The organism is Reyranella soli (assembly GCF_007992495.1).
Taxonomy (GTDB): Bacteria; Pseudomonadota; Alphaproteobacteria; order Reyranellales; family Reyranellaceae; genus Reyranella; species Reyranella soli.
In genome coordinates this window covers 20,822-36,409 of sequence record NZ_BKAJ01000066.1, presented here as the reverse complement: position 1 = coordinate 36,409, position 15,588 = coordinate 20,822, and the positions used below count along the sequence as shown (strand labels likewise).

Sequence of the window (15,588 nt, the reverse complement as noted above, 5' to 3'; positions counted from 1 at the left end):
CCGTTAACCAAACCCAATGGTAGTTGGTGGCGCTGATGGTTGTCGTACCGGCTGGGTCGTCTGCCGGCGCGACGCCAACGGCACGTTGGATGTAAGAGTCGTGAAGACCCTCGCAGAAGCCTGCGAGGGTCTTTCCATTTTGGCGGTCGACATGCCGATCGGCTTCGTCGACGTGCCGCGCCCACCACGCATCTGCGAGGTCGAGGCGCGCAGGCTGATGCCGGGCAAGGCAAGCTCGGTCTTCCCGACACCGTGCCGGCCGGCGCTCGCCTGCACCACCCACGCCGAGGCCAATGCGCTCAGCAAGACGCTGGGCGTCGGCATCAACCAGCAGACCTTTCATCTGTTCCCCAAAATGCGCGAGGTCGACGAGCTTCTGTGCTCGCGTCCGAAACTGAAGCGCATCGTCTACGAGGCCCATCCCGAGCTCGCCTTCGCGCGCATGAATGGCGGCAAGCCGGTGCTGAGCAAGAAGCGCCAACCCGACGGCTATGCCGAGCGCTGCAAGCTTTTAGCGAAGCACGGCTTCCCCTGCCCCGTAGACCGCCTCTCCGGCGCCGCCCGCGACGACATCCTCGACGCCATCGCCGTCTGCCGCACCGCGCTGTTGATCACTCAGAAAAAGGCGACACGCCTCGGACCCGCCAAGTCTCGCGACAGCCGCGGCCTGCCGATGAACATCTGGTTTTAGTGGTCCGGAAGAGCATGAGTCTCAGGTGAAGCGCTCCCACGCGGATTGGCGCGAGACGCCCAATGCCGTACCGATCTGCGCCCAGCTCACCTCGCGTGATCGCAGCAAGTCGACCGTGCGTTGGAGCTGATCCCCCTTGGCCCTCACCGTCTCCTCGATTGCCCGCAGATGTTCCAGCAGGCGTTCGGTCGCAACTTCCTCGGGCGGCGGGAATTTCGACGGCTTCGGCGGACGGTCGGCGATCCACTGATTACATAGATCCACGCACTCGTCGCAGATGAAGATCTGCGCCGGGCCCGCGACCAGCTTCGCCACCTCGTGCTGGGACTTCATGCAGAACGAGCAATAGAGGGTCTTCGACAACGTCGCCGTCATGGCGATCTCCCTCCTGTCAGGACCATCCTGACAGTCAGGTATACCCTGACAGCCCGCCCGTCAACCTACTCTGGCTTGATCCCCGCTGCCTGCAGCACCGGTCCCCAGATGCCCGCCTGCACCGCTGTCCAGTCGGCGAGTTCCTTGGGCGTACCGCCCATGGCGACGAAGCCGCGCTTGCGCAGTTCCGCCGTCATCTCGGGCGTCGACACGCCGGCATTCAGCGCTTCGTTCAGCTTGGCGATGGCCGCGGCCGGCGTGCCGGGCGGCGCGATCATCGTGTAGACGATGGTGCCGTCGACGTCGCCGAAACCCTGCTCCTTGAAGGTCTTGATGTCGGGCGCCAGCGCGGCGCGCTCGGGTGCCGCCATGCCGTAGGCCTTGAGCTTGCCCGCCTGGATATGCGGCAGCACGCTGGTGAGGCTCGACATGCCGAGCTTGATATGACCGCCCAGAAGGTCGGTGACCAACGGGCCGGTGCCGCGAAACGGCACGTGCGTCAGCTTGATCTTGTTGAGGAGCGCGTAGCGCTCGGTCGACAGATGCATCGGCGTGCTGACGCCGGCGGTGCCGTACTGCACCTCGCCCGGCGCCTTGCGCGCCGCCTCGGTGATCGCCGCCAGGTCGGCCCACGGCGCATCGGCGCTGCCGACGAACACCGATTCCTGCTTGGCGATGAAGCCCACCGGCACGAAGGCGGCCGGATCGAAGGTGAGCTTGGCGACCAGAAAAGGGTAGAGCATCTGGTTGTTGGAGCTGACCAGCACCGTGTGCCCGTCGGGCGGCTGCTTGGCCACGTACTCGTGCGCCAGCGCGCCACCCGCCCCGCCCTTGTTATCGACGATGACGGTCTGGCCCAGCACCTTCTGCATCGGCTCCTGGATGGCGCGCGCCAGCGCGTCGGTGCCGCCGCCCGGCGGAAAGGGCACCACGACCTTGACCGGCTGCGAGGGGAAAGTCTGTTGGGCCCCCGCCCCGCCCGCCGATAACGCGACGAGCGAGCCGAGGATAAGCGTACGCCGTTTCATCAATTGGTCCTTATCGATCTGTCGACGAGCGGATGGCGGCGGCGCCGCCGCCGACCTCGATCTTCTGACCGGTGTCGGTGAGCTTGCCGTCGTCGTTCTTGAACACCTGGATGTTCTTCTGGATCATGTTCTGCGCCGCGACGGTCTTGCCGTCCTTGGAGAAGGACACGCCCTGCGACCACGCCCCGATCGGCGCCTCGCTGGTCTTGGTGAGCTTGCCGTCGTCGAGCCTGTAGAGCACGAGCATGCCGTTGGGCTTGAACTGCGGCGCATCCTTGGGCCGGGTCGAGCCGCCATGCGCTATGCCCGCCACCCACTTGCCGTCGCCTGACATCATCGAGCCTTCGAGGCTCTCGTGGCCGATGTCGACGGTGCCGACGATCTTGGGCTGATCACTCGAGATGTCGATCACGGTGTACATGCCGTTGGCCTTGGGATCGCCGAGACTCGCCACCACGGCGTACTTGCCGTCGGGCGTGATCGACACCGCATAGGGCCGCGGCGCCACGTCGAGCGTGGCCTTCTCACTGATCGAATCGGGGCCGAGCTTGACGACGGCAACCTTGCCGTCGCCGTTGCGCGTCGCCACGCCCGTGGCGCCGTCGGGCGAGACGGCGACGTGGCTCAGCAAGGCGGCCGCCGGCACCAGGTCGATGGTCTTGACCAGGCTCACCTTGTTGCCGTCGAGCGCCAGGATCGAGACCGAGCCCGCCATGCGGTTGGCGACGTAGGCGCGCTTGCCGTCCTTGGTCAGCGAGATGCCCGCCGCGCCGGGGCCGGTGTTGATGGTGTCCAGGACCTTCTGGCCCTTGAGGTCGACGACGCTGACCTTGGTGTCGGGCTTGGTCTTGGTCTTGTCGGCCGGATCGATCTGCGTGGAGGCTGCGACAAGCGCCACCGATTCGTCGGGCGTAATGGCGACCGAGGTCGGCGGACCGACGACACTGCCCGGCACGTTATTGACGGTGCCTAAAACCTTCACCGGCGACTGGCCGAGGTCGAGGATGGTGATCGAATCCGGTGTCGGATTGTCGGCGTTGCTGGTGACGCCGTTCACCTGCTGGACCTTGTGGTCGTTCGACGAGACGGCGATCTGCGCCCAGGCCGGCGCAGCAACCAGACTCAAGCCAACGCAAACGCTCGCGATTGTCGTGTTCCGCATGGCGTCCCTCCTGGCCCGCTCACTTGATTGGAGCGTTGGCCGGGCGGCAGCCTAGAGCATGCACCGTGCAGAGGGAATCAAGTCTTCGTCCCTCCTACTGGAGCCACGGAGGGCTCAGCCTCCGTAGCTCCGCAGGAGCGTAGGAGGCTCAGACCATGCCCAGCGCGTGCTTATAAGTGTCGAGCAGCGTCTCCTGCTCGGCGCGATCGGCAGCGTCCATCGAGCGCAGCGAAACGATCTTCCGCATGGTCTTGACGTCGTAGCCCACGCCCTTGGCCTCACTGTAGACGTCCTTGATGTCGCTGCCGATCGCCTTGCGCTCCTCCTCGAGCTTCTCGATGCGCTCGACGAAGCTCTTCAGGCGATCAGCCGAGATCGGCCCGGCCTTGGTCTTCTTCGAAACGGCGCTGCCATCGGGCATGTCCAACACTCCTTGATCACGTCGGCCGGACCATAGGAGCGCAAGGCCTCCGGGCTCAATGACACTTCAGCGATGAATGATGGGGATAACGGGGGAGATGCTTCAGATCCCTCCCCCGTCATCGGGGGAGGGTACGGGAGGGGGCGAGCCCCAGTCGAAGCGACTCAAGTTTCAGATCTGATATTCTCAAGCACCATGCGTGCGGCCATCCCCCTCCCTACCCTCCCCCGTATGACGGGGGAGGAGATGAGAGGACGGTCTCACGAAGCAGAAATCACCCGTGCTTGTGCGCCTTGTCGAAGGCCTTCTTCTGGTCGCCCGAGGCTTCCTTCTGGTGCTTGGCCTTCCACTCGTCGTACGGCATGCCGTAGACGATCTCGCGCGCCTTGGGATCGGCGATCTCGATGCCCTGCTTGCCCGCCTCCTCGCGATACCAGCGCGACAGGCAGTTGCGGCAGAAGCCGGCCAGGTTCATCAGGTCGATATTCTGCACGTCGGTGCGCTCCTGCAGATGCGCGACCAGGCGCCGAAAGGCGGCGGCTTCGAGTTCGGTGCGGGTCTTGTCGTCCATGGCGGTCTCCTGGGGACACTGCGCGGGGCGGTGTGTCCGGGATATAGGGTCGGCCGGTAGTATAATCCACCGGCCGCGCCGGTCACTGGCCGTCGGCCAGTCCCGCCCCAAGACCTGCGAGATAGTTCGCCCGTGCCCGGACGCGACTGAGCTTTCCCGACGAGGTCAGGGGCAATCCCGGCCGTCGCGCGATCAGCACCACCCGGCAATCGACTGCTGCCGATTCGCGCACGACCTGATGCACGCGCGCGACCAGTTCGTCCTGGTCGGCAGCGTCGGGGGGCTCGCCCTGCACCAGCACGACAACCTCCTCGCGCTCCTCGGCGCTCACCGAGAAGGCGCAGGCATCGCCGCGTCGCAGGCGCGGCAGCCCCTCCACCGCCCATTCGATGTCCTGCGCCCAGATGTTCCGGCCGTTGACGATGATGAGGTCCTTGGCGCGGCCGGTCACCACCAGCTCGCCGTCGCGCCAGTAGCCGAGATCGCCGGTGTCGAGCCATCCGTCCTTGAGGACCTGCGCGGTCTCCTCGGTCTTCAGGAAGTAGCCCGGCATGACGCTCGGGCCCTCAGCGAAGATCCGCCCGATGCTCCCCTCGCCCAGGGCAAAGCCGCTGTCGCCGCGGATCTGCAGGCGATGGCCGTCCATCGCCTGGCCGCAGGACACGAACTCGCGGCCGTCGCGCAGGTCGGTGCGAAAACCGCTGAAGCGGCGGCCGAAACTCAACCCGACGCAGACCTCGGCCATGCCGTAACTCGGCATGAACGCACGGCTGTCGAAACCGCAGATGGCGAAGGCGTCGGCGAATCGGCGCAGCACGGCGGGCTGGATCATGTCAGCGCCGATGCCGGCGAGCTTCAGGCAGGACAGGTCGATGCCCTCCGGCAGCTGCTGGCGGGCGCGCCGTGCGACGAGGTCGTAGCCAAAGGTCGGGCTGTAGGTCACGGTGGCGCGACGGCGCGAGATCAACGACAGCCACTGCATCGGCCGGCGCGCGAAGTCGCGCGGCGCCAAAAGATCGACGCTGCGCTGGGCGCACATCGGCGCCAGCACGAAGCCGATCAATCCCATGTCGTGATAGAGCGGCAGCCAGCTCACGCCGCTGTCGTCGGCGTCGAGCTGCTGGCGCGCGATCGAACCGTCGATGTTCGCCATGAGCTGGTCCTGGCGGATATCGACTCCCAGCGGCTCGCGCGTGCTGCCGGACGAATATTGGATATAGCAGCGATCGCCGGCGCCGAACGGGCGCAGCTCGCCCGCCGCTTCCGGCATCGCCTCGAAGAGCGACATCGGCCCGGCGAAGCGCGCCCATGTCCCTTCGGCTGCGGTTACCGCGAACTCGGCCAGATCGTCGGGCGCCACGACGGCGATCGCGCCGGCGGCGAGGATCTGTCGCCGAAGCTGGCGGATGTAGCTTTGCTTGGCGCCGAGGCCGACGGGCACCGCGACCGGCACGGGCAGCACGCCGGCATACTGCGCGCCGAAGAAGGCGACGCAGAAGCCGGGCCAGGTGTCGGCAACGATGACCAGCCGCTCACCGCGGGCGATGCCCGCGCCGATCAGGCAGCGCGCAAAGCGCTGGGCTCTGGTGCGCAGGTCGGCATAGGGCAAGCGCCCGATCATCCGACCGCGCGCGTCGAAGAAGTTGAGCCCGGTCTCGCCGTGGGCGGCATAGTCGAGGGCCTCGCACAGGCTGCGGAAGCCGCCGCGGCGGAACGGCAGCCCGGAATTGCGCGTCGGCGTCGGCATCAGGTCGGCCGACCCGCGACCCGGATTCACCTGCAGGGCCGAGATGTAACGTTGCAGCCTGCTCGATTCGTCGTCGACAGACTTTGGCTTTGAATAGAGCGCACGCGAGCGTGCACGGATCGACGTCATCTGACGATCTCCCAAACGGTTCCGCACTGTGCGCGTCACCGCTCGGTTGACCGTCCCGTTGGATCATCCCGTCCATCGGAAGAGCGACGCTATCGCCGGCAGGTCTTCTGGCTTACGGGTCTCTGCTCCTGCCCGTCTTCCCAGACCGTGAGGTCCAGTGACGTATGGGCGTTCGCTCGCCGCTTACAGCTGCGGGTACAGCTGCCGATTAGCCCTCAGGGGGCGGTACGGCATTCCCTGTTCGCCTCCGGCTAAGGAGGACCGTCGATGCGTTACCGTTAGTGGGAGCGCAGCGTGCGGTCAAGCACGCTGCCCCTCTGTCGACGTCAGCGCGTCGACGTCAGCGCGAGGGGCGCGGCGTCTCGGCCAGATGCTGCGTCGACCCGTCGGCGCAATGCCTGACGGCCGCTACTGCCCGGCTGCCCACGCCGGCCTGCAGGTCGACCACGGCGCTGGCGTCGAACGACGGCGCCTGGTCACGCGGCTCCTGCACAAGATCGAACTTGAGCTCCAGCCGGCGGCCCGACTGCAACTTGTCGAGGAAGGCATCCGACAACAGCGGCATGGTGCCGTCGGCGCTATCGGCCACGACGACGAAATTGTCGGCAAACAGCAGCTCGGCAGGCCGGCTCACCCCATCGACGACCAGTTCCACCCTGGGATCGTCCTTCAAAGCCGTCGTGGCGACTTTCGGCGCAAGCGGCCCTGCATCCGACAGATAAAGGCGGAGCTGCAGCCCGCGCCGCTCTGGCCCTTGCTCGCACGACAGCACGACGACATCGATGTTGAGATTGGTGCTCGTGGGCTCGGCCATGGCGTAGCTGGGGTCGCGGACGTTCGCTTCCAGGCTCCAGCCAGCAGCGCCCGCCATGGCGGGACCCGTGAAGCCGATCAGGCCAGCGAGGAGCGTCAAGGGACGGCCGAGCAGATGAGCCATGGATGCACCGGTTTGCCGATGAGGTGGGAGAGCGTAACGCCGCCCGTCGACGAGAGTTGCTGTACGCCCTGTGGGTGTCTTGGCCGTATCGTGGGGCGTGAAAATTGTGTCGTCTGTGTCGTTTCCCACGGAGCCTATGGCTCAGGGCCCTCGGGACCACGCTACCGGTTGCGTCACGCCGTCGAGGACGACGGTGCGGAAGCCGACGCCGTAGGCGGCGTCGATGACGGCGGGCCGCAGGGCCTCGTCGGGCGGCCCGTCGGCTGCAACCCTGCCGTTCGCCAGGACGATGACGCGATCGGCGAACCGGGCGGCAAGCCCGAGGTCGTGCAGGCTCACCACCACGCAGCCACCGCGCGCCGCCTCGGCCCGCAGCACCGCCGTGGCGTCCAGCGCATAAGCCGGATCGAGGCTCGCCACCGGCTCGTCGGCCAGCAGGACGTCGGCCTCGGTGGCAAGGGCGCGCGCCAGCATCATGCGCGCACGCTCACCCTGCGACAGCGCGTCGATGGTGCGATCCGCGAACGCCAACCCGTCGACTCGACGCAGGGCGCGCTCGACCGCCTCGGCATCCTGCGCAGCCAACGGCCGCTCGAGGTTGGCGCCATGCGGCAATCGCCCCAGGGCCACGAGATCGCGGCCGAACAGCGGCCAGTAGGCCGACGCCCCTTGCGGCAGATAGGCAATGCGCCGGGCGCGAACGCCGGCGCCGAGCCCGCCGGTCGGTATGCCGTCGAGTTCGACCCGGCCTGCCGCCGGACGGTCGAGCCCGGCGAGATGGCGCAGCAGCGTGGTCTTGCCTGATCCGTTGGGGCCGACGATCGCCGTCACCTGATCGGCGACAAAGGCGACGTCGATGGACTCGAGGACGGTGCGCGTCCCTCTGCGGCAGACGAGCGCACGAGCGGCGAGCGTGCTCATGTCGCCAACCAGGCCGAGCGCGAGCGGCGCACCACGTAGACCAGGAAGGGCGCGCCGACCAGCGAGGTGAACACGCCGAGCTGCAGTTCGAAGGCGGTCGGCAGCAGGCGCACAAGGATATCGGCCGCGAGCACCAGCGCCGCTCCTGCCAGCATCGACGGCACCAACGTGGCGCCCGGCTTGTAGCCGACCCGGGCGCGCACGAGATGCGGCGCCACCAGGCCGACGAAGCCGATCACGCCCGCCACCGACGTCGCCGCGCCGACCATCAGGCCGACGCCCAAGGTCAGCCGCAGGCCGAGCCGGCCAGTGTCGACGCCCAGGCTGCGCGCGGCGTCCTCGCCCAGCGACAGCGCGTCGAGCCAGCGTCCCGCGCCCAGCACCAGCAGTGCGCCCGCGACCATGAACGGCGTCGAGATCGCGAGGTAGCGCAGGTCGCGATCGGTGATCGAACCGGCGAGCCACAGCGAGATCTCCTGATAGGCGAACGGATTGGGCGACGAGGCCAGCACCAGCGCGATCATCGCCGCGGCGATGGCATTGATCGCCACGCCCATCAGCAGCAGCGACACCGTACCGGTGCCGGCGCGCACCGCCGTCATCAGCAGTGCCACCGCGATCGCCGCACCGGCGATGCCGGCGAGCGGCAGGGCCAAGGTGAAGGCCGCCGCCAGCCCGCTGTAGAAAGCGCAGACCGCAGCGAAGCTCGCACAGGCCGACACGCCGATCACGCCGGGCTCGGCCAGCGGATTGCGCAGCCAGCCCTGCAGGATGGCGCCGCTGAGGCCGAGCACGCCGCCGATCAACAGACCGAGGGTGGCGCGCGGCACGCGCAGCTCCCAGACGATCGCCCAGCCGACCTCGTTGCCCAGCCGCCAGGGCCACAGCGCCGGACCGACAGCCAGCGAGATCAGGTAGAGCACCAGCACGAGGGCAATGAGCCAGCGGTTCATCGCCGCGTCTCGCGCAACAGCTTCAAGGCCTCGATGTTCTCCGGCCCGGCGCAGACCGTGTACTTCAGCGGGATCGACACCAGCCGCGTGCTGCCCGCCAGCGCCAGCAGTGCGTTGTGGTCGACGAACTCCGTGGCCCGCGCCGGATTGGCATTGGCGCTGCCGTCCAGCACCAGCAGATCGGGCCGGCCCGCCAGCACCGATTCGAGCGCCAGGCGGCCATAGGCCGGGATGCCGAGCTCGGCCGCGAGATTGCGATAGCCCGACAAGTGCAGCAGCTCGTCCATCAGGCTTCCCTTGCCCGCCGTGCCGCGATTGGCCTGCAGGGTGGCGGCAAGCGCCGTCGGCGGTCCCGGTCGGCTGAGTTGCCGGCGCTGCTCCTGCATGTCGGCGATGATCGCGCGGCTTTCGGCCTCGCGCCCGAGGGCGGCACCGATGCGAGCGATCAGGCCCTCCGCATCCTCGAGCGATGACGCCCACGGCACTTCGAGGATGGGCACGCCCGCCTTGCGCACCAGCCGCTTGAGATTGGCATGCGCATCGCGGTCGAGGATCACGAGGTCGGGCCGCAGTTCCAGGATCGATTCGACCTTGGCGCGCACCGGCGCGATGGCGCGCGCCCGGTCAGCCAATACGGAGAGGCGCGGATCGTGCGACAGGTAACTCAGGCCGACGAGCTGGCCCGGCGCGGCGAGACGCAGCGCGATCTGGTCGAGGCAGAGGTTGACCGTGACGACACGCTGCGGCGCCTGCGCCCAGGCCGGCGAACCGGCGAGGCAGATAATGGCGACCAGCCAGCGCATCCAACCGGTCATTGCACGACACGCCAGTTCGCGAGTTGTCGCGCCTGCGGCAGCCAGTCGACCAGGACGATCGCCGACTGCGGCGAACTGTGCGAGGACGCGATCCTGCCGCCGACGGCAGCGACCGATTGCGAGCCTCGGAAGTCCATGGAGTCCGCGCCGGTGCGATTGCACACCAGCACCGGTCGCCCGGTCTCCAGCGACGCCCTCTCCCACTCGCCATTGGGGCCATGCTGTCCCGGCGCCCAGGCTGCCGACGAAACCAGCATGTCGACGCTCTGGGCCGCCGTCTCATCGACCAGCCGCTTGGAATACATGTCGGCGCAGATGAACAGACCGGTACGTCCGACTCCGTCGACGCTGACGACCGTGCTGCGATCGCCCGCCGTCGACCATGATTCCGAACCGACCTTGAGCACCATGATCTTGCGATGATGCCCCATCCTCGTGCCGTCGCGCGCGAACAGGATCTGGCTGTTGAACAGCCGCCCATCCGCCTCGGGCGTACCCAGCAGCAGGGACACCGACGCCTGTCGCGCGAGATCGCTCGCCCAGGCGAACAGCGCCGGCTGGTCCCGCGCGATCCAGTCGGTGCCGATGGCGTCGCGAAAGCCGTAGCCGCTCACCACGAGCTCCGGGCTGACGACGAACGTCGCGCCCATCGAGGCGGCGCGGTGCACGGCGTCCTCAACCATGAGCTTGTTGTAAGCGATGTCCCCCGGCAGGGGCGCCAGATGAAGCAGCGCCAGGCTAGTGCTCATGGCATCTCCACCTCGCCCGTCAGGCCAGGGTTATCGCACATGACTGCAAAACTCCGTCATCCCGACCGGAGCCGAGCGTAGCGAGGCGAAGTGGAGGGACCTGTTTTGTTGATGCATCGACAAAACAGGTCCCTCGACTGCGCCGCCCTTCGGGCGGCTCCGCGCGGGATGACGGGAAAATTGGCCATATGCGATAGCCCTGCCCGTCAGACGGGTGGAGGGGGAAGGCCACAGGCGGGATGCCTGACAGTTTCAGATCAGAAATTTTCAAAATCGCCTCTGAAGCTCTCCCCCACCCTACCCTCCCCCGTAAGACGGGGGAGGAGATTGATCGCCTAAAATCGCGCCTTCACACCGAAGAAGGCCTGGAAATACGGCGCCTGGAAGCCCTCCGGTTCCTCGTAGACACGGTTCAGGACGTTTTCGGCGCGGGCAAAGAGCTGGACGGCCGGGATCACGTCGTACTGCGCCGTGAAGCGCAGCAGTGTGTAGGGCGACGGGTTCATAATCGCGCCCGTGGTGGCGTTGAAGTCGGTGCGGTTGCTGACCTGCAGCACGCCTACGCCGAACAGTGTGTTCTCCCACGGCCTTACCTCGGCACGAATGTTGAAGATGTCCTGCGGCCGGCGCACGAGAGGCTGGTTGGCATCGACGTTGCGCGCGATGGTGAACGTGTAGTCGAAGTAGAGATCGAACCACTTCAGTGGGCTGATCTGCACGAAGCTCTCGAAGCCCTCGCTCTGCGCGTTGGCGACGTTCTGCAGCGTCGTGAAGGGCGGCGGGCACTGGATGAGGTTCGAGTAGGTGTTGAAGAAGTAGGTGATGCCCGCCTTGACCTTGCGGTCGAAGATGCCTTGCTCGACGCCGACCTCGTAGCCGCGGCTGTACTCGGGCTGGATGTTGCGGTTGCCGCCGCAGAAAGCGCCGGTGCCGAAGAGCTCGAACAGCGACGGCGCCTTGAACGCTGTGCCATACGACGCTTTCACCTTGGTGTTGGTCGGCGCCCACAGGTAGGACGCACCGGCGCGCCACGTACCGACGCTGCCATAGATGTCGTTGAAGTCGACACGCCCGCCGACATTGAGGTTGAAGCCTTCGAAGGGGTTGAGGCGGAGCTGACCGTAGAGGCCGGTCTGGGACATCGTGCCCCAGGCCAGCGCCGCAAGCGTTCCGGGCGCCACGGAGCTGAGTGTGTTGCTGTAGGCCCACTGCCGGTCGTAGTCGAGGCCGGCGATGACCTCGACCTGGTCGGTGATGGTCACCAGGTTCTTGAAGTCGCCCTGCAGGCGGCGGCCGTTGAACAAGGCATCGACAGTGAACGGGAATGGCACCTGCGGGCTGGCGTAGTCCAGGTCGTGCCGGGTGATCGTGCTGTAGTTGACGCCGACGACGGGCTTCCAGCGACCGTTGAAGTAGTTACCCTCGATCTCGCCGCGCGTGTAGAACTGCGACGTGTAGCCGTTGGCGTTGGGGTCCTCCTGACCGACCTGGTCGTAGTTCAGCTTGGTGTCGATGTAGCGGCCGAACCAGTTGAACTGGGTGTTGTCGTTGATCTCGAAGCCGAGCCGCGCCGCGAAGGTGAGGTTGCGGTAGGGATCGATATCGACATAGCCGCCGTTGGGCGTGAAGCGGGCCGGCACCGGCGTGTCGTTGGGCGTGAACGTGCCGGCGAAGGTGAGGTTGTAGTTGAAGCGCCCCTCGCTGCCGCGAACGTAGGCGCCGCTGTTGCTCCACAGCCGGGTGCCGAGCTCGGTGAAAGCCTGGCCGTTCATCGGTCCCTTGCCGGCCTTGGTGACCATGTTGATGACGCCGCCGATCGCCTGGCTGCCGTACATCGTGCTCATGGGGCCGCGTACGATCTCGATCTTCTCGAGGTTCTCGGTCAGGAAATGCGCGAAGTCGGGAGCGCCGTTGGGAGTCGAAGGATCGTTGACGGTGACGCCGTCGATCAGCACCAGCACGTGGTTGGAATTGGAGCCGCGAACGAACACCGAGGTCTGCGTGCCGGGACCGCCTGACTGCTGCACCGAGATGCCGGGCACCGTCTTCAGCACCTCGCCCGCGGTGCGGAGCTGGCGCCGCTGCATCTCCTCCTGGGGGACGATGGTGTAGCTCGAGGTGACCTTGTCGGGATCGGTCGGGAAGCGATCCGCGGTTACGACCGTGGTCGGCAACGTGCCGGCTGGTTCGGTCTGCGCGAGCGCGGACACAGGTGAAAGAAGCGACAAGACAAGCAGGAATCGACGGAACGGCGTCATCGGACGGTCCTCCAGACAGCAACACGCACAAGGCGCGTCACCGCTCGGATGACCGTCCCGTTGGAACATCCCGTCCACGGAAGAGCGACGCTATCGGCGGCAGGTCTTCTGGCTTGCGGGTCTTAGCTCCTGCCCGCCTTCCCGGACTTGCGTCCAGTGGCCTCATGGGCAGTCGCTCGCCGCTTACAGCTGCGGGTACAGCCGCCGATTGGTCCTTGCGGACGCCACGGCGTTCCCTGTTCGCCTCCGGCTAAGGAGGACCGTCGATGCGGATATTCTTAGCGCGTCGAATCGCGGCGTCAAGAAGTTGCCGCAATCGGCTCCTGTAGCCACTTGCGTTGACGTTGGCCGATGCGGAAGCCAAGCGCATGACGCCGCTCGTCGCTGTCGGCAATCTCGGCCTGTGCCCCGGTAAACGCCGCCTGCTTGCCGGCGACCAAATCGGGATCGCCGAACTGCTGCATCAACGACTGGAAGGCATGATAGCGATCGGCATCGAACGCCGTCGGCTGGCCGTCGGCGCGCAGCAGCGGATGCGCCGGAAACAACGACATGCCGGCGAGCCATCCCTCGGGCACAGGGACCGTCGCGGCATTGAGGCGGCCATGCGCCAGCAGGCGCGGCAGCACGTGCGTGTGCGGGCCCTCGGGTGATTTGCCGTCCGGCGCGGGGATCGGCTGATAGACCTCGATGCGGCCCATGCGGCAGCAGAACACGCGATGCGGGCTGAGTGCCGGCAGCCGATGCACCAGCGCATTGTTCTGCAGCAAGGGAGCGCCGCAGGCGGCGCGCAGCAGCGCGATGGCTTCCGGATCGGCCGAGCGCACGCAGATATCGGCCTGCTCGCCGCCCAGTCCGAGATCGAACAGGATGGCGTCGCGATCCAGCGGTCGCACGGCGTCGCGGTCCGGCCCGAGCTCGGTCACGACGGCGCGGCCGCTCATCGCCGCCCTCTCGCGCGGCAGGCAGAGCGCCACGCCCTGCCCCCAGCTTTCGATGCACGAGCTGATCGTCTCGTAGGCGACGGGCCGCAGTTCCGGCAGCACGTTGAGGCGAATCGCCCCGCGGCTGGTCGAGGCCTCGATCGCCTGCCCGGTCGCGATCTCGACCGGCTCCTCGGGATCGCGATGGAACTCCGCAATTGCGCCGAAGCGGCCGCACGCCCAGGACGCACCGGGATCACGGATATGGTCGACGAGAAGATCACGCAGCATGGACACGCCTTGCCTCACGCCCTAGTCGACGCGTTCGAGGTAGCTCTGGAACACGCCAACATGCACTTGTGCCGGATCGGCGGAATTCGGCCAGAGTTCTTCGGCCCTGAAGCGCACGTCGTAGGTCGGCTCGTCCTCCGCATGGATGCCGTGGGCGTGCGCGTCGGGGAACGGATAGGCCGGAGACTCGGCGACGACGACACCGGTTTTTCCGCGAATGTAGCCGGGCGCGCGGACGTGACCGGTTATGTGCTCGACTTTCACCCTGACCTTGTCGCCAGGCTTGAACCGCTGTCGATCGGAGGCATTGGTGCGACCTGCCGCACTTGGCAGCGAAAGCGGAAACTCACCGCCGGCGCGGCGTTCCAGTTCCTCCTTCGAGATCAGGCCTTTCTCGACGCAAAGGGTCGCGAGACTGGTGAGCGAGCGTTCGTAGTAGCTGGCGGAGAGATAGTGGCGCGGCTCCATGCGCTCGATGGCATGGCGGTACTCGTCCATGTTGAAGACGCCGAGCTTGACCGCCAGGGAGTACAGCGCATTGACGCGCCGCTCCCACGGTTCATGGAAAGTAAGAGCCTTCAGGCTGTGGCGGACGCGGCCGAACCCTTGTCGGCCGCCCATGTCATGAACGCCGTCCATGCGCGTATTCCTTTTCGAGGCGAGCGACGCCGATCATCGAATCCTTGGTGACGATTTCCGCCAGCTTCTCCTCCGGCCAGCCGATGGTCTCTGGAGGCTGCACGGGGAGGACCATGTAGCGGGTGTCGGCCGTGGTGTCCCAGACACGAATGTCGATCGAGGTCGGGAGCTCGAGACCCATTTCCTTCAGGACGGTGCGCGATTGACGCACCACACGCGCCCGATACTCGAGGTCCTTGTACCAGTCCGGCGGCAGACCGATGATGGAGAACGCCGTGCAGGAGCAGAGCGTGCATACGATCACGTTCTGCAGCGTCGGCGTGTTCTCCAGCACGACCAGATGCCTGTGATGCGGCGGCATGGACAGGCCAAGTTCGGCAACCGCGCTGCGCCCGTTGGACAGCAAGCGCAGCTTGAAAGCCGGATCGCACCAGGCCTTGGCGACGACGCGCGCGCCGTTCTGGGGGACCCAATCCTCCTCGACGGTGCGCTTGAAGTCTTCGATGAAGGCTCCCGCCTTCAGGCCGCGTTCCTCCATGGCAGCCTCGATGGCGTCGACGCGCTGTTCCACCGAAGCCGTAACGTTTCGTGTCTGACTGTCGGGCATGCCGGACACTCCCTCCGCAAGATTGCGTGGAGAATGGCGAGGTTCGCCGCCTGCCATCAAGAGAAATGTCCGTTGGCACGGCGGCACGCCGGGCCGCGAGGGCAGGACGGATACGGCGTGCTTTCATGCTCAATCATACCATGCTGCTACCTCGGCGATCACCGACGGTGCCGGCAATGGCGGCATCCAGGAGGCTCCCATGTATACGGCTTTGGTGATCGGCGCGGTCTTCACCATCGTATTGGGTGTGCCTGCCGTCGTGTGGTTGACGAAACTGATACGGCCACCGACACCGGAAGAAGAAAAGATTCACCGCGGGGTCGAGGAAGCGCGCAGGCGGATCGACAAGCTGTTCCACTAGCGTCCCCTTC

At 66.6% G+C, this 15,588-nt stretch carries 16 protein-coding genes, 1 pseudogene and 2 riboswitches; of the genes and pseudogenes, 2 read left to right on the top strand and 15 right to left on the bottom strand.

Translation table 11 applies throughout. The features are described 5' to 3' along the window. Positions 1-16: 16 nt before the first annotated feature. A complete protein-coding gene (locus tag RSO01_RS18345; RefSeq protein ID WP_147150589.1) occupies positions 17-691 on the top strand; it encodes a DUF429 domain-containing protein in 675 nt (224 codons plus the stop codon). Between the two features lie 252 nt (positions 692-943). Here the strand turns inward: RSO01_RS18345 and RSO01_RS49750 are convergent. From RSO01_RS49750 to RSO01_RS18270, 15 genes and pseudogenes are all read right to left on the bottom strand, one after another. Beyond that, a pseudogene (locus RSO01_RS49750) lies at positions 944-1,066 on the bottom strand (ClpX C4-type zinc finger protein); the annotation flags it as partial. A gap of 65 nt (positions 1,067-1,131) precedes the next feature. Continuing rightward, the gene (locus tag RSO01_RS18335) at positions 1,132-2,094 is read right to left on the bottom strand and encodes a Bug family tripartite tricarboxylate transporter substrate binding protein (RefSeq protein ID WP_147150588.1); all 963 of its coding nucleotides are present in this window, start codon (positions 2,092-2,094) and stop codon (positions 1,132-1,134) included. A 10-nt stretch (positions 2,095-2,104) separates the two neighbouring features. Next, positions 2,105-3,256 carry a YncE family protein gene (locus RSO01_RS18330; RefSeq protein WP_147150587.1) on the bottom strand — a complete coding sequence of 384 codons (1,152 nt, stop codon included), beginning with the start codon at positions 3,254-3,256 and terminating at the stop codon, positions 2,105-2,107. Positions 3,257-3,404: 148 nt separating this feature from the next. Continuing rightward, a complete protein-coding gene (locus tag RSO01_RS18325) occupies positions 3,405-3,677 on the bottom strand; it encodes a DUF2312 domain-containing protein (RefSeq protein WP_147150586.1) in 273 nt (90 codons plus the stop codon). 274 nt (positions 3,678-3,951) lie between these two features. Then, complete coding sequence (locus RSO01_RS18320) at positions 3,952-4,248, bottom strand: DUF1244 domain-containing protein (protein WP_092820576.1); 297 nt, start codon at positions 4,246-4,248, stop codon at positions 3,952-3,954. An 82-nt stretch (positions 4,249-4,330) separates the two neighbouring features. Beyond that, positions 4,331-6,124 (bottom strand): fatty acyl-AMP ligase, encoded by a 1,794-nt coding sequence (locus RSO01_RS18315; RefSeq protein ID WP_218037377.1) that lies wholly within the window; start codon positions 6,122-6,124, stop codon positions 4,331-4,333. A 79-nt stretch (positions 6,125-6,203) separates the two neighbouring features. After that, positions 6,204-6,405, bottom strand: a riboswitch (cobalamin riboswitch). A gap of 59 nt (positions 6,406-6,464) precedes the next feature. Then, positions 6,465-7,061, bottom strand: coding sequence for a hypothetical protein (locus RSO01_RS18310; RefSeq protein ID WP_147150585.1), 597 nt, complete (start codon positions 7,059-7,061; stop codon positions 6,465-6,467). 141 nt (positions 7,062-7,202) lie between these two features. Next, positions 7,203-7,982, bottom strand: coding sequence for an ABC transporter ATP-binding protein (locus tag RSO01_RS18305; protein ID WP_147150584.1), 780 nt, complete (start codon positions 7,980-7,982; stop codon positions 7,203-7,205). After that, the gene (locus tag RSO01_RS18300) at positions 7,979-8,935 is read right to left on the bottom strand and encodes a FecCD family ABC transporter permease (RefSeq protein ID WP_147150583.1); all 957 of its coding nucleotides are present in this window, start codon (positions 8,933-8,935) and stop codon (positions 7,979-7,981) included. Before RSO01_RS18300 ends, RSO01_RS18305 begins: the two co-directional genes overlap by 4 nt. After that, positions 8,932-9,750 (bottom strand): ABC transporter substrate-binding protein, encoded by an 819-nt coding sequence (locus RSO01_RS18295; RefSeq protein WP_147150582.1) that lies wholly within the window; start codon positions 9,748-9,750, stop codon positions 8,932-8,934. Before RSO01_RS18295 ends, RSO01_RS18300 begins: the two co-directional genes overlap by 4 nt. Beyond that, a complete protein-coding gene (locus RSO01_RS18290; protein ID WP_147150581.1) occupies positions 9,747-10,499 on the bottom strand; it encodes a carbon-nitrogen hydrolase family protein in 753 nt (250 codons plus the stop codon). The genes RSO01_RS18295 and RSO01_RS18290 overlap by 4 nt, the downstream gene beginning before the upstream one ends. Before the next feature lie 335 nt (positions 10,500-10,834). Next, positions 10,835-12,709, bottom strand: a complete 1,875-nt coding sequence (locus RSO01_RS18285) for a TonB-dependent receptor plug domain-containing protein (protein WP_170303160.1) — start codon at positions 12,707-12,709, stop codon at positions 10,835-10,837. Between the two features lie 129 nt (positions 12,710-12,838). Then, positions 12,839-13,037, bottom strand: a riboswitch (cobalamin riboswitch). 19 nt (positions 13,038-13,056) lie between these two features. Further along, entirely contained in the window at positions 13,057-13,971 is a 915-nt protein-coding gene (locus tag RSO01_RS18280; protein ID WP_373867928.1) for a DUF6925 family protein, read from the bottom strand. A 21-nt stretch (positions 13,972-13,992) separates the two neighbouring features. After that, positions 13,993-14,610 (bottom strand): nitrile hydratase subunit beta, encoded by a 618-nt coding sequence (nthB, locus tag RSO01_RS18275; RefSeq protein WP_147150578.1) that lies wholly within the window; start codon positions 14,608-14,610, stop codon positions 13,993-13,995. Then, the gene (locus RSO01_RS18270; protein ID WP_246158534.1) at positions 14,594-15,274 is read right to left on the bottom strand and encodes a nitrile hydratase subunit alpha; all 681 of its coding nucleotides are present in this window, start codon (positions 15,272-15,274) and stop codon (positions 14,594-14,596) included. The genes nthB and RSO01_RS18270 overlap by 17 nt, the downstream gene beginning before the upstream one ends. A 142-nt stretch (positions 15,275-15,416) precedes the next feature. Here RSO01_RS18270 and RSO01_RS47340 point away from each other — a divergent pair, with 142 nt between their 5' ends. Further along, positions 15,417-15,578: a hypothetical protein gene (locus RSO01_RS47340; RefSeq protein ID WP_170303159.1), complete on the top strand. Its 162-nt coding sequence runs from the start codon at positions 15,417-15,419 to the stop codon at positions 15,576-15,578. Positions 15,579-15,588 lie beyond the last annotated feature (10 nt).

Excerpts from the sequence above, each read along its gene's own strand:
- nthB (WP_147150578.1), bottom strand. The coding sequence starts at position 14,610 with ATGGACGGCGTTCATGACATGGGCGGCCGACAAGGGTTCGGCCGCGTC.
- RSO01_RS18270 (WP_246158534.1), bottom strand. The coding sequence starts at position 15,274 with ATGGCAGGCGGCGAACCTCGCCATTCTCCACGCAATCTTGCGGAGGGA.
- RSO01_RS18280 (WP_373867928.1), bottom strand. The coding sequence starts at position 13,971 with ATGCTGCGTGATCTTCTCGTCGACCATATCCGTGATCCCGGTGCGTCC.
- RSO01_RS18305 (WP_147150584.1), bottom strand. The coding sequence starts at position 7,982 with ATGAGCACGCTCGCCGCTCGTGCGCTCGTCTGCCGCAGAGGGACGCGC.
- RSO01_RS47340 (WP_170303159.1), top strand. The coding sequence starts at position 15,417 with ATGTATACGGCTTTGGTGATCGGCGCGGTCTTCACCATCGTATTGGGT.
- RSO01_RS18320 (WP_092820576.1), bottom strand. The coding sequence starts at position 4,248 with ATGGACGACAAGACCCGCACCGAACTCGAAGCCGCCGCCTTTCGGCGC.
- RSO01_RS18290 (WP_147150581.1), bottom strand. The coding sequence starts at position 10,499 with ATGAGCACTAGCCTGGCGCTGCTTCATCTGGCGCCCCTGCCGGGGGAC.
- RSO01_RS18295 (WP_147150582.1), bottom strand. The coding sequence starts at position 9,750 with ATGACCGGTTGGATGCGCTGGCTGGTCGCCATTATCTGCCTCGCCGGT.
- RSO01_RS18310 (WP_147150585.1), bottom strand. The coding sequence starts at position 7,061 with ATGGCTCATCTGCTCGGCCGTCCCTTGACGCTCCTCGCTGGCCTGATC.
- RSO01_RS18315 (WP_218037377.1), bottom strand. The coding sequence starts at position 6,124 with ATGACGTCGATCCGTGCACGCTCGCGTGCGCTCTATTCAAAGCCAAAG.
- RSO01_RS18325 (WP_147150586.1), bottom strand. The coding sequence starts at position 3,677 with ATGCCCGATGGCAGCGCCGTTTCGAAGAAGACCAAGGCCGGGCCGATC.
- RSO01_RS18345 (WP_147150589.1), top strand. The coding sequence starts at position 17 with ATGGTAGTTGGTGGCGCTGATGGTTGTCGTACCGGCTGGGTCGTCTGC.
- RSO01_RS18335 (WP_147150588.1), bottom strand. The coding sequence starts at position 2,094 with ATGAAACGGCGTACGCTTATCCTCGGCTCGCTCGTCGCGTTATCGGCG.
- RSO01_RS18330 (WP_147150587.1), bottom strand. The coding sequence starts at position 3,256 with ATGCGGAACACGACAATCGCGAGCGTTTGCGTTGGCTTGAGTCTGGTT.
- RSO01_RS18300 (WP_147150583.1), bottom strand. The coding sequence starts at position 8,935 with ATGAACCGCTGGCTCATTGCCCTCGTGCTGGTGCTCTACCTGATCTCG.